Below are 14011 nucleotides of genomic sequence, written 5' to 3' on the forward strand. Positions count from 1 at the left end.
CATCATTTAGCTCTAAATCCAGATTGTCCTGATTGTTCACTCGTGATTATCCCAATTTATCAATACCAAATTCATCGTCATGATTATAAAGACAAGCTTGTGTTGTGAGATGTTTTATTTTGACAAAAGTGAACTTTTACCCCAATATTTTACTTACTCTTTAATAGTTAAATAAAATCAAATACTTAGTTAGAGCTAAAATAAAATAGGTATTTTTATTTTATTTGCTTTAGTATATTGTTTTTAATATATATTTTTATATTTTATTACTCTTCACTACCGCACAGGTAGCTTAGAAAAGTCAATTTGTTGATTATCGCTTTCGATGTCGCTTCACTACCGCACAGGTAGCTTAGAAAGATAATGTGGCTATTTTTTAGACTCACATTTCCTTCACTACCGCACAGGTAGCTTAGAAAGAACTGATTTGGAAATATCAAGACAAATGGTGCTTCACTACCGCACAGGTAGCTTAGAAAGTCTGGTAAAAGTTCCTAGCGCTAACGCTTTCCTTCACTACCGCACAGGTAGCTTAGAAAAGCTCTTCAACAGTATTAACTGTTGTAATAGCCTTCACTACCGCACAGGTAGCTTAGAAAGATCTGTAAATCTGCGGCGCGTACGGTGTTCTCTTCACTACCGCACAGGTAGCTTTAATATATTTTGATCAATCATTTGAAGCATATTAAAATAGTCACTCAAACTATCAATCAAATATTACTTTGCTGATTCATATCAGCTTTTACTGACGATAGATAAGAAAATTTTGAGTAAAAGAAATGACTGCATGGCAACAACTTGGAATAGAACCTACTACAAATTTAAGAGCAATTAAGAAAGCATACGCTATAAAGCTCAAACAAATTGATCAAGACACTCAGCCAGATCAGTTTATTTCATTGAGAGAGGCCCTTCAAACTGCCCAATATGAAGCGCAGTATGAATTGTTTGATCAAGAAGAGATTAATGATTCTATTTTTAATCATGAACAACATACATACCATTTAATTGAGCAAACTGAATCTGTTCAAGAAATCGAAATTAATCAATCATCAGTTAACGAACTTGAAGAAATTTATCTTGCAATTCAGCAGCGTATCATCGAGCAAGACATTCACTTTAATATTCGAGAAGCATTGCACGAATTTGGTGATCATCTCAATACAGTGAATGAAGAGGTAACGCGATTATCTTACATTGAACGCATGGATCACTTGTTACGTGATCACGATCTTGAAGACTTTATCGGCTATTTAGCAGAATCGACAGAACACTTAACTATAACATCTGACCAAACTGATGAGTTTTACAATCATTCAGAAATGGTTATTGACCTTAATGATGAACAATCTGATCAAAATATTACTCAGGGAATTGATCCTGTCACTGATGAGCTTTATCAAGTCAAACAGTTACTGTGGGAAGATAATATTAGTGATGACGTTTTTGAAAGATTTAGCTTACTACTCAATCAACAGTTTGATCTACCACTTGAGCAGCAAATTGAGATTAAAGACCAACTCATGAGTGCTGTGGCAGAGCTAAGAGTAGATACGATGAGCCCACAATATTTCAGGTTTCTTGAGCGTTGGAATGATGTATATCCAGATGATCTGCATGAATATAACGATCATTATTATCGTCGTATACTACAGCAACGCTTGCATGATTTTTTGCAGAAACGTGATTTATATAAATCATTATCGCATGAGGATTATTCTATCTTCGAGCACCTTTCAAGTTCACAAAGCTTTCATCCATTTAAGATGCTGCATCTTCAAAAACAGCTTGGACACCATCATCCAGAACAGAACGTCATGGATGTTATTGATCAATTTGAGATAAACGATACCGCATCCAATATCAACTACAACTTTCTTAAAAGCATCAATCATATAAAACACTTTGTTTTATTCAATTTAGTACTTTCTGTAGCTACTTTCTTCGTATTGAATCAGTTTTTATCAAATTTACTTACACAGAAAAGTCTGATTTTAATTTCAATTGGCGTTTTCATCGTATTTACATTTATTGTTCAACCTATAACTCATGCAAAAATTTTGGCTTTTCCAAATCGTGATGAGCAGTTACTTCGCTATCAGAAAATCTGGTTTATCAGCGGCTTTCTTATGTGCATTGCCGCTTCAGCTCTACCAACGATTCTGTATTCTTCACTGAGTTATCTATGGGTAATTTTTACAATTATTCTGTTGGGCTGCCTTAAACTAGATGCCCATAAAAATATGAATCGTATCTTTCAAAGCGCTTATATTAAATATGATTATCTGATGATAGGAATAGGTATAGCAATTTTGTGTCTTGGATTTGGTTTTATTTTTTATACTTTGGGTCAACCGTATCGACCTTGGCTCATCAGCTTTAGTTTAATTCCGATCAGTTGTTTATTATTTCCAGATTCATTTCGACCGCTGTTTTACGTGTTTGGTGCCAAGAAAAATACGGATGATTTAACCGAACAACAAGTTACACGCAAAGCAATCATCATTATTTTGCTTCGAATTGCTTTTGTTGGATCGGTTGGCTATTTTGTTATATCTGAAAATTCTCAGCACTATATTTATGCCGCCTGCTTAACTTTCGTAGGATTATTTTTTACGATATTCAATACCAAAAAATTTTCTTCTTTTATCAAATATATCTCTTATATCGCTACTATAATTGTTGGAGTTTATATCCTTATCTTAGGCCTTATCACTGCTTTTTATCTTTATCAAAGCATAAAAATAAAAAAACAGTTGAGTTAATTGCGTTGTAAAGATCGAGTGCATGAAATTTCTGACAGGCACTCGTTCAACAAAGTTATGTTTACGTCATGAAAGGTTTTTCATGGTCATTGTTAGTCATTCAAAACTATTTAATATTCTTCGAACAAACTCAAATCTTCAACCTCATTCAAGAAAGCCTCAAAATATTGTCTGGCTTCACGAATTTGTCGTTCATCCTGTTGATTGAGAATTTGATTAAAGCGTTCTGTACGATCGCCAATTTGATAACGAAGATCACCCGTTCGTTCACTATACAGACGCTCGGCTCGTAATAGTAAACTCTTATTAATCAGGTTATCTCGTGGATGAATTTTAAGTGATTGGAGTTGTAACCGAGCTTTTTCAATCTCATCAACAGACATGACACTTTGATGATTCACCACAACCTTTTGTAATCGCTCACCTGTTGCTGGAACATCCACATCCACATCCAGAATTCCGTTAGGATTATATGAAAATCTAACATCGATGGATAAGTAATCGTCATTTGGGGGTAATGGTACAGTTAAAGAGCCTAGAGAGACATTTTCTCGACATAATCGGTGTTCACCCTGATAAATCTGCACCACAATCTCTCGCTGGCCTTTCTTCATTGCAGTATAGGTATTTACCTTACTGGCTGGAATGACAATATTACGCTCCAGAATAGGTGAAAACTGATCTTCATCACCTACAGCAATTCCTAAACTAAATGGGCAAACATCAGTTAGAACCACTTCTTTTAAAGATTGATCTTTTGCTTTTAAACCAGCCTGAATACATGCGCCTCGAACAATTGCCTCATCTGGCTGAATACTGGTTGAAGGAAAACGTCCAAACAATTTGGTAACCAATTTGCGTACAGCAGGTATGCGCGTTGCTCCGCCTACCATAATAATCTGGTCTACTTGCTTTGGTAAAATTCGGGCATCCCGCAGGGCTCGTTCAAGCGGACGGCGTAATCTTAATAGCAACGGCTCTGCCCAGTTGGTCAAATCATCTTGAGAAATTTCGAGTGTTGCTTCATTATCATTCCATTTAAAATTAAGCTGGGTAGATGTCTGCTTACTCAGTACATGTAGACAATATTGAGCTTTGGCTTTTAATGCAATTTCAACATCATAAGGAATCGTAGTTTCATTATATCCAAATAGAGAAGCATTCTTTTTCCAGTATTGCTTCATGATTAACTGTACAAAGTCGTCTCCACCTAAGTAATTATCTCCTGCACTGGCTCGTACTTCAATAACACCATCAAATAACTCGACAATTGAAACATCAAACGTACCGCCGCCTAAATCAAAAATAAGAAAGCAACTATCCTCATTCTGACCAAGTCCATAAGCTAAAGCCGCAGCAGTTGGTTCATTTATAAGGCGACTTACTTTCAAGCCAGCCAGTTCGGCGGCAGAAATTGTGGCTTGACGTTGTATATCATTAAAATAAGCGGGCACAGTAATCACTGCTTCATCAACTTCAGATTGCAAAGCATGCTCAGCATCCTGTTTAAGAGAACGTAAAATCAGTGATGAAAGCTCAATCGCTGAAAAACTACGATCTCCTAATTTTAATGGTTTAGATGTACCCATCAAACGTTTGAAACTCGTCAAGACATCCCGACCAGAAGCGCGTAGCTCTAAAGCGGCTTGCCCAATCAAAATTTGCTGATCTTCATCCATCGCAATTGCCGAAGGTGTCAATTTGCTTCCATAAGCATTTTCAATGAGTCTGGGTTGACCATTTTCAAATACACCTACAAGCGAGTTACTTGTTCCAAGATCAATGCCAATTAAAGGTTTTATTTCTTTCATTTTTTATCAAATATTAAAAGTTTCGTTGAGAAAAGAGTAGGTTTAGCTATTCACATTCTAGCCAAGAAAAATATGTTTGACGACTCAAAATCATCAATATTCAGGTAGGTATTTGATTAAAAATGCATATACTTAAATCAACAACAATAGTTTAGATTTTGGCACTTTTTTCTTATGCTCAAACAGCCCTTCCTCAAAAAGATAATTCAATATGCGCCAGTCATTTTATTTTGCATAGCATTATTTATCATACATAAAGAACTAGAGACCCATGAGTTTTCAGGCTTACTTAAACACTGGAACAATATTCCTTGGTCAATCGCGCTAATGGCATGTGGTTTGACATTAGCCAGCTATCTACTCCTTACACTTTATGATGTTTTGGCTCTAAGGTCATTAGGATATCGCAACACCAAATATAGATATATTCTATTCACTTCGTTTGTCAGCTTTGCTATCAGTAACAACACTGGGCATGCATGGGCCTCTGGGGGTTCAATTCGCTATCGTTTTTATCAAAAAATGGGCGTTCAGGGCTGGGATATTGCAAAAATCTCGGCTTTTTTAAGTCTGACTTTTTTTATTGGTCTGATGACGCTTGGACTAATTTCAATTGTGCTTGCCCCAGCAAATGTACTCGATCATCTAAATCAGTTACATCTCTTTTATATTTTAATCTTGTTGAGTGCAGGATTTTTGATCATGTATTGGAGCATCGTTGTTCTTGTTAAAAAGCCAATAAGAGTTAAAAACCTTAGTATCGATCTTCCTTCCCCCAAAACTGCTTTTTTACAAACTTTACTGGCTTGTTCAGATCTTATCTTGGCCTCTACTGTGCTCTGGATATTGCTAAAAGATATTCCAGGCATCAACTTTGAAAGCTTTATCGTTATTTTTATCTTGGCTCAGCTTCTAGGTTTAGTTTCTCAAGTACCCGGTGGTATTGGCGTTTTTGAAGGTTCTTTTTTGTGGCTTTCCAGCAATGTATTGGCAACAAGCCAACCCGCGATTGCAATTGCATTGGTTTTGTATCGGGTGATTTATTACTTTTTACCTTTATTCATTGCTGGAACTTTACTGGTTTTAAAAGATTTTTATCAGCATCGAAGTAAACTTATTCAGGCAGAAAAACTCGCAACACGAATAATTCCTTCTGTAGTGCCGCAAATTTTTGCCTTATTTTTATTTTTAAGCGGTGCTTATCTATTGGTTTCAGGGGCTTTACCCACTTTACCCAATAATCTGCACTGGCTGAGCAACTTCATCCCACTGCCAGTACTGGAACTATCCCACTTAATGGGCTCACTCGTTGGGGTATTATTGCTATTTCTAGCACGGGGTATTTATCTCAAACTAGATGCAGCATGGTACGGCGCATTAATTCTTTTGGCATTGGCAATTTTAAGCTCAGTTCTGACAGCAAGTGGCTGGGTTAAAGTTGTTGCATTACTCATTATTTTTGTTTGTATTTTAATTTCTCATCGTTATTTTTATCGAAAATCATCACTGTTTGAGCTATCACCAGAGCCTTTTTGGCTCATCAGTATCGTTCTTGTAGTCGCAGGCAGTACATGGCTAGGCTTTTTTGCCTATCATCATGTTATCTACTCTGATGATCTATGGTGGCAGTTTTCCTATAAAAATGATGTTTCACGATTTTTACGTTCATCTATCGTAATTGCAGTACTTCTAGTTGCAATATTTATCTGGCAATTATTTGGAATTTCCCGACCTGAACATATTGAACAACTTGATGAATCCGAACTTAACGATATAGAAAATATTCTCCATCAGACTCATGATACCCAAGGCTTTTTAGCATTACTGGGAGATAAAAAAATCTTCTGGTCAGAGGATCGATCCGCATTTATTGCCTACGCTACGACCAAAAAATACTGGATTGCAATGGGAGATCCGGTAGGCACTTCGTCGGCATTTGGCGAACTCCTTTGGAAATTCAAAGAACAGGCCGATCGGTTTGGTGCCAAAATTGTTTTTTATCAAATTAGTGAAGAATATTTACCGATTTATCTTGATCTTGGACTAAGTTTACTCAAATTAGGCCAAGAAGCTCGCGTTGAATTATCACAATTTGGACTGGAAGGAAAAAAACGAGATAACCTGCGCAGAGGTCGAAATAAATTAATTAAACAAAACTATTACTTTGAAGTACTTGAACGAGATGCCGTGGTGGCCAATATTAATCGACTGAAAGAAATTTCTGACGCTTGGCTGACACAAAAACAGGTTCGTGAAAAACGATTTTCGTTAGGTTTTTTTAGTGAAGCCTATATCTGCCGAACGCGGGTGGCAGTTGCACGATCACCTGAAGGTCAAATTATGGCTTTTGCCAATCTGTGGGAAACTTTTTCACATGAAGAGCTTTCTATAGATTTAATGCGTTATGACCCATTGGCTCCAAATGGTGTGATGGATTTTATATTTGCGGAGCTAATGCTATGGGGAAAAACGCAGCAATATGTCTGGTTCAACTTAGGTGTAGCTCCATTGTCTGGTTTAGAGCGGCATCCTCTTGCGCCACTTTGGCACAAAATTGGCACCACGATTTTTGATCTTGGTGAAGAATTTTACAATTTTGAAGGTCTTTATGAATATAAAGCTAAATTCAATCCGGTGTGGCAATCACGTTATTTAGCAACACCCGCTGGCTTGTCTGCTCCCTTTACCCTGTTAACCATCACGCGTTTAATTGCAGGCGGATGGAAAGGAATTATCAAAAAATAGCCACATCTCCATTAAAAGGTAAAATTTTTTATGCATCATAATACACACATTCAATCGGTTGAATTACCTAAATCATATCGCTTGCTTAATCATGGTCCAACCGTATTGGTGTCTGCAAAGTCGGGAGATACAGAAAATGTCATGGCTGCCTCATGGGCCTGTGCACTTGAATTTTCACCCGCAAAAGTGACCGTAGTCTTAGATAAAAGTACACGAACGCGTCAACTGGTTGAGGAAAGCGGTTATTTTGCCTTACAGGTTCCTTGTCTTGCTCAAATTGATATGACCAAAGAACTGGGAACATTAAGCTTATTTAATGAACCCAATAAACTCGAGCAATGTGGAACCAAACTTTTTTATCAGGATGGGCTAGATGTACCACTTGTTGAAGGTTGTATCGCCTGGTTAGTGTGTAAACTTATTCCAGAACCCCACAACCAGCAAGAACATGATCTATTCATTGGCTCAGTGGTAGGTGCATGGGCAGATGATCGTGTATTTCGCGATGGACATTGGTATTTTGATGATGCCGATCCACAACTGAAAAGTTTGCATTACATCGCTGGTGGAACGTTTTACACCATTGGCGATGAAGTAAAAACCGATAAATAAATACTTCAAAGCAGGTTGAGCCACGGAGCAACCTGCTTTTTTTAAACCTAACTGATTAAAGCATGCATCTTCATTTTGTCGATTTCTTGCTGTTTGAGCACGCCACGTTGAATTTTTCCGCTAACGGTTTTGGGCAAAGCTGCCATGAATTCAATCTCTTTAGGATAGGCATGCTTTGATAATCGACCACGAACATACATCTGAAGCTTTTCTTTCAAAGCATCTGAAGCAAGGTGCTGTGGTTTAAGCACCACAAACGCTTTCACAATTTCAGTGCGTGCAGCATCAGGCTTACCAATCACTGCAGACTCAAGCACTTCTTCACATTCGAGCAAGGTACTTTCGACATCAAATGGACCAACACGATAACCCGACGTTGTAATGACATCGTCTGCACGCCCTACAAAATCGATTCCTCCCAACTCATTGAGTTGAACAGTATCTCCAGTTAAATAATAATTACCTTTAAATGATTTTCGATTTGTACCTGCATAACCTTTAAACCACATGAGTGGCGATTGTGTCCAGTCAATCGCCAATATGCCAACACCAGCCTTTTCAAGTTCTTGCAATTGTTCATTTAAAACAGCAAAACGATGCCCAGGTATTGCAAAACCAGCCGATCCGATCTTGACTTCATGTTGAAGTGCATGATGATTACCAATCACCATACCCAATTCAGTTTGCCCATATTGGTCATAGATATCGACCTGAAGATATTCTTTAAACCAGTGAATCACTTCAGGCGTCAGCGGCTCTCCTGCACTACTTACCACTCTTAAATGTTGAGCAATTTGTGCATCAAATTTTTCTTTAAAACCAAAGAACATCCGAAATGCTGTAGGAGAGCCTGTTAAATTGTTAACCTGATATTTCTGAAGTAATGTTACTGCACGATCGACACTAAACGGCTGTTCATCCAAGAGGATGCGATGTCCCATACTCAACGGGCCCGTAATTCCATAATACAATCCGTAAGCCCAGCCTGGATCTGCTAAATTCCAAAATGCATCTTCCGCTCTTAAATCTACAGCATGTTGCAAATAACCTTTAAATGCCAAAATGGCTTTAAGTGGTACAGGAACCGATTTGGCTAGCCCTGTGGTTCCCGAAGTGAACATGAGTAAAAAGTCATCTTCAAATGTTCGATATTCAACCGGACAGACCGACTCAAAGCGATTCAGGGTTGTCCAGAAATCTGGCAGATTTTGATTTGACTCATCACTTGAATCGACCACTAATATCGAGTCCAAATTAAGCTGATTCAATTTATGCAGATGTTCGGCATGTGTAACGATTAGCTGAGTATTTGCAGTTTCGATACGATGCTGTATGGCTTTAGATTCAAACGCAGTAAATAAGGGCTGATAAATCGCACCAATTCGCCATGTGGCCAAAATTGTGATTAAAAGCTCGGGCGTTCGAGGCAATAACCCTGCAATACTGTCACCAACACGAATATTTTGACTTTTAAAAAAATTGGCCAATTGTGCTGAACGTAGATCGAGCTGCTCAAAGGTATAGTGTTCAACTTGGCCATGTTTTCCTTCCCAAATCAGCGCTGTTTTGTGTTGTCCAATATATCGGCCACAACATTCATCAAAGGCATTGATGTATTGTGCCGAGCCATGAAGCTGTTGCTCTATCAGTTGATCTAGATCAAATTCTGCATATGCCTGTGCTAATGTTTTCATTTTTATCGTCTCGCTCTTCCATTTTGCTGACAGATATCAATCTGTTTTCCATACGGTTTTTTTGTTTTTGTTGTCGTGGTTAAGACGTGTATGACCCCATCTTCCTCTTCACTCACCCACTAAATCGTTTCCTACCTAGTTTAGGCTCTACTTTGGAGCCATTCGAATCGCGCCATCGAGTCGAATCACTTCACCATTGATATAGCTATTTTCTATAATATGACCAGCCAGTGCTGCAAATTCCTCTGGCCGCCCGAGTCTTGAGGGATACGGTACCATCTGGCCCAGCGCATCCTGTACCTGCTGAGGCATTGCTTTTAGCATGGGTGTTTCCATAATGCCGGGAGCAATCGTGACTACACGTATTGCATGTCGTGCCAGTTCACGTGCAATCGGCAAGGTCATGGCAACAATTGCACCTTTTGATGCCGCATAAGCAGCTTGTCCAATTTGACCATCAAATGCAGCAACAGACGCTGTATTAATAATTACGCCACGATCTTCATCATGCAGCGGATCGGTCTGTTTCAGCATGGCATCTGCCGCAAAGCGCAACATATTGAATGAACCTGTGACATTAATATTCATCACTTTTTGAAATAATGCGAGATCATGCAGGCCGTCTTTTCCCACCACTTTGGCTGAAGGGCCAATCCCTGCGCAATTGATCAGGCCATATAGCGCGGCATGCTGGTGAAGATACTCCTCAAAAAAACGTTGTACTTCATTTTCACTCGTTACATCGAGCTGAAAAAACTGAGCACCTTTACCCAGACGGGCTGCTGTGGCCTGTCCGGCCTCGAGATTCATATCAATCAAACTCACATGGGCTTGCTGAGCAATTAAATACTCTGCCGTTGCAGCACCCAAACCAGAAGCCGCACCCGTCACAATAAAATGCTTATCCTTAATTTTCATTGCTATTTTTACCTACTGAATGCTTATTGCGAATTCACACTTACAGGTTAAAATCGAACGAACCGAAGTACAATTTCAAAACACCTCAATTCTACTGAGGTATTTGGCCAGTGAATTAGAACGTTCAATGTGGCTTTTTCAGATATGGGATATTCAAAACGTGACGATGCAACACACCAAAGGTACTATTTCAATCGCACTCGTCAATGAAGCCCTGAGTGTCGCCCTCGCACGTGGCATTTTTATCGATCAAATTGCCCTGCGTGCAGGTATTTCACCTGAATTGCTGGCATATCCTAAGGCGCGTATTTCAGTATCGGCTTATGCGCAGCTCTGGATTGAAATTGCCAAATGTCTGAATGATGAATTTTTTGGCATGGACTCACATCCAATGCGTTATGGAAGTTACAAACTTCTTTGCTACCTCATCATCTCGACAGACACAACAGAAATGGCGCTTCATACTATTTTGGATTATTTTAATTTACTTCTTGATGATACTCGCGCACGACTCGAGATAGACCAGCACAAGGCTTATATTTATCTCGATGACCAGACACACATCAAACGGATGTTTACCTATGCCACCTATATCATGTTGGTTCATGGCTTGCTGTGTTGGATTTCAGATCAGCGTATTCCGATTCATCAGATCCGTGTGAAATGCGCTCAACCTGAATATCCTCAAGATTATTATGTGCGATTCTGTGAAAATATCGTATTTGATGATACGGTCAACTGCATTGAAATTGATCTGAGTTATTTAACGCTAAAAGTAAAAAAAGATAAAAAAGCTGCACATGCCTTTTTAGAACAGGTACCGCATAATTTGCTGGTCAAATATAAAAATGAAAATGCGCTGAGTGTTATTATTCGCAGGCAATTGATACATCTACACCCGTCGAGCTGGCCTGAACTCAAAATACTGGCACAGCAGCTATGCTTATCAGAAGCCACCATTCAACGGCGATTAAAAAATGAAAATACCAGCTATCAGCAGCTGAAAAATGATATCCGCTGCGATATTGCGATTGATCGATTGACCCATACACAACAAAGCATTCAAGAAATTAGTGATGCACTCAACTTCCATGAAGCCAGTGCATTTCATCGTGCATTCAAAAAATGGACTGGTGTGAGCCCAGGAGCCTATCGGCAGCAGACTCAACCCTTCATCTGACCCAAACTGATACGGTCATTTCCACCATAATCTTTTACTGTTTGCACCTGCGCAAACCCTGCTGCATTAAAAATCTGCCGCACCGCATTACCTTGATCATAGCCATGTTCGAGCACCAACCATCCATCAACATTGAGCCACTCAGGTGCCTGCTTGATAATATGCTCAAGATCAGACAAACCCTGATGATCTGCAACCAAGGCACGACGTGGTTCTGTAGCCAAGTGCTGCATGTGCATATCATCGGCATCGATATAGGGCGGATTAGATACAATCAAATCAAATCGCTGTGCGGGAATTGCCTCATACCATGCACCGCACACAAACTCCACCCGATCTAGCTGATGCTTCTGGGCATTTTTTGCGGCAATATCTAGTGTAGGTTGATAAATATCTGTCGCCAATACGCGCCAGTCTGGACGCTCTTTTGCCAGAGACAGCGCAATCGCGCCAGTTCCTGTACCTAAATCAACCACGTTACTGTGCTTGGGCAAGGTCAATTCGAGTACCGTTTCAATCAAGATTTCGGTGTCTGGTCGTGGTACTAGCGTATCTTTAGTCACGATCAGATCCAGACTCCAAAATGGCTGCGAACCCGTGATGTAGGCCAATGGCTCACCTTGTGCCAAGCGGACTAAGCCTTCAAGGTAAGCTTGCTCTTGCTCTGAACTCAATACTTGTAACGAACGCATTCTAAGCTCTAGCGCATTAAGATGAACAATATGTTCCAGCAGCCAGATTGCCTCTTGCCGTTCATAGCTGTCAGGCTCACCACGCAAATTTAGTGCTTGCGCAATATTCATCAACCACCATTCTCTTGTGCCAACATGGCCAATTGATCAGCCTGATATTCACGATGCAAACTATCGAGTAATTCAGTCAAATCACCTTCCATAATGGCATCCAATTTATAAAGCGTTAAATTGATACGATGATCCGTCATTCGACCTTGCGGATAGTTATAGGTACGAATACGTTCTGAACGGTCGCCCGATCCCACCAAATCACGTCGCATTTCCGAGGTCGCACTTTCTTGCGCAGCACGTTTTGCATTTTCTAAACGAGATGCCAATAGTGCTAACGCCTTGGCCTTGTTTTTATGCTGTGAACGTTCTTCTTGACACTCAACCACAACACCCGTTGGAATATGCGTAATACGCACTGCCGAATCGGTTTTGTTGACGTGCTGACCACCGGCACCCGACGCACGGTAGGTATCGATACGTAAATCGGCCGCATTAATTTCGACGGTAGTATCTACATCGACTTCAGGCAAAATCGCAACTGTACAGGCAGAGGTATGCACACGGCCTTGAGATTCAGTTGCCGGAACACGTTGTACGCGATGCGCACCACTTTCAAATTTTAAACGGCCATATACGCTATCGCCATCGACACGGCAAATCACTTCCTTATAGCCGCCATGTTCGCCTTCATTTTCAGATAACACTTCAATACGCCAGCCTTGAGTCTCGGCATATTTGCTGTACATACGGAATAAGTCGCCAGAGAAAATCGCAGCTTCATCACCACCCGTGCCTGCACGAATTTCGAGATAAGCCGCATTGGCATCGTTTGGATCTTTAGGGATCATCAAAATATTTAACTGGCCCTCGAGCGTTTCAATCAAAGCACGGTTTTCTTTGATCTCCTCTTGTGCCATATCCTTAAAATCAGGATCTTCCAGCATTTCTTCTGCTGTTTTGATGTCTTCTTCAGCCTGACGATACTGTCCCCAAACTTGCACAATCTCATTTAAGTCACTGTGCTCACGCGATAATTTTCGAAAGCGTTTATTGTCTGAAATAACTTCGGCGTCGGCCAACAATGCATTCAGCTCTTCATGACGATCACACAATTGATCTAAACGTAAACGTAGCGATTCTTTCATAAGAAGAACAATCTCAATAAATCTGGTTGGTTAGCTTTAATCTGACTAAGACTTGACAAACCATCTAAGAATAAAAAATTGCGCATAGTTTACAGACTCTCCTATGCAAAAGACATAGCGATTGCGCAGTAAGGAAAAAACCTAGTTGTTTTTTTAATGATTCACAAAGCTGATAAAGGAATGTCGAGGGATTTAAATAAGCCAAAAACGAAAAACAACCCCTCAAAACTTTAATTTCTTATTAATGAAAAATTAATCAAACTATGAACAAAATGATTAAATTTATATAAATCAATTTCTTGAAACAAAAAATGCTTCTTTATTGCGTATATTTCCATCAAATAAAATAAATAAGTTCTTCATATTTTGGGGTAATGACACAAAACATCACAATC

At 39.5% G+C, this 14011-nt stretch carries 9 protein-coding genes and 1 CRISPR repeat array; of the genes, 4 read left to right on the plus strand and 5 right to left on the minus strand.

The genetic code is table 11. The features are described 5' to 3' along the window. Positions 1 to 271: 271 nt before the first annotated feature. A CRISPR array of direct repeats spans positions 272 to 659; the repeat unit is 28 nt; unit sequence CTTCACTACCGCACAGGTAGCTTAGAAA. 120 nt (positions 660 to 779) lie between these two features. Continuing rightward, complete coding sequence (locus L2096_RS00755; RefSeq protein ID WP_250364698.1) at positions 780 to 2765, plus strand: MFS transporter; 1986 nt, start codon at positions 780 to 782, stop codon at positions 2763 to 2765. 110 nt (positions 2766 to 2875) lie between these two features. Here the strand turns inward: L2096_RS00755 and L2096_RS00760 are convergent, their stop codons facing one another. Beyond that, entirely contained in the window at positions 2876 to 4576 is a 1701-nt protein-coding gene (locus L2096_RS00760) for an Hsp70 family protein (protein ID WP_250364699.1), read from the minus strand. Between the two features lie 174 nt (positions 4577 to 4750). On the opposite strand from L2096_RS00760, the gene mprF reads away from it, so the two are divergent. Together mprF and L2096_RS00770 are read left to right on the plus strand one after the other, a co-directional pair. After that, complete coding sequence (gene mprF / locus L2096_RS00765) at positions 4751 to 7321, plus strand: bifunctional lysylphosphatidylglycerol flippase/synthetase MprF (protein ID WP_250364700.1); 2571 nt, start codon at positions 4751 to 4753, stop codon at positions 7319 to 7321. A gap of 30 nt (positions 7322 to 7351) precedes the next feature. Beyond that, positions 7352 to 7933 carry a flavin reductase family protein gene (locus L2096_RS00770; protein ID WP_004938858.1) on the plus strand — a complete coding sequence of 194 codons (582 nt, stop codon included), beginning with the start codon at positions 7352 to 7354 and terminating at the stop codon, positions 7931 to 7933. A gap of 47 nt (positions 7934 to 7980) precedes the next feature. On the opposite strand, the gene L2096_RS00775 is transcribed toward L2096_RS00770, so the two are convergent. Further along, positions 7981 to 9627, minus strand: coding sequence for an AMP-binding protein (locus L2096_RS00775; protein ID WP_250364701.1), 1647 nt, complete (start codon positions 9625 to 9627; stop codon positions 7981 to 7983). 147 nt (positions 9628 to 9774) lie between these two features. Beyond that, positions 9775 to 10545, minus strand: a complete 771-nt coding sequence (locus L2096_RS00780) for a 3-hydroxyacyl-CoA dehydrogenase (protein ID WP_151840640.1) — start codon at positions 10543 to 10545, stop codon at positions 9775 to 9777. Positions 10546 to 10711: 166 nt separating this feature from the next. Here L2096_RS00780 and L2096_RS00785 point away from each other — a divergent pair, with 166 nt between their 5' ends. Beyond that, positions 10712 to 11725, plus strand: a complete 1014-nt coding sequence (locus L2096_RS00785; protein ID WP_171496964.1) for an AraC family transcriptional regulator — start codon at positions 10712 to 10714, stop codon at positions 11723 to 11725. Here the strand turns inward: L2096_RS00785 and prmC are convergent. Both prmC and prfA read right to left on the minus strand, forming a co-directional pair. Continuing rightward, the gene (prmC, locus tag L2096_RS00790) at positions 11710 to 12528 is read right to left on the minus strand and encodes a peptide chain release factor N(5)-glutamine methyltransferase (protein ID WP_250364702.1); all 819 of its coding nucleotides are present in this window, start codon (positions 12526 to 12528) and stop codon (positions 11710 to 11712) included. The genes L2096_RS00785 and prmC overlap by 16 nt on opposite strands. Then, positions 12528 to 13616: a peptide chain release factor 1 gene (prfA, locus tag L2096_RS00795; RefSeq protein ID WP_004938871.1), complete on the minus strand. Its 1089-nt coding sequence runs from the start codon at positions 13614 to 13616 to the stop codon at positions 12528 to 12530. The genes prmC and prfA overlap by 1 nt, the downstream gene beginning before the upstream one ends. Between the last annotated feature and the right edge of the window lie 395 nt (positions 13617 to 14011).

Source organism: Acinetobacter sp. ACZLY 512 (assembly GCF_023614015.1).
In the GTDB taxonomy this organism is placed as follows: Bacteria; Pseudomonadota; Gammaproteobacteria; order Pseudomonadales; family Moraxellaceae; genus Acinetobacter; species Acinetobacter soli.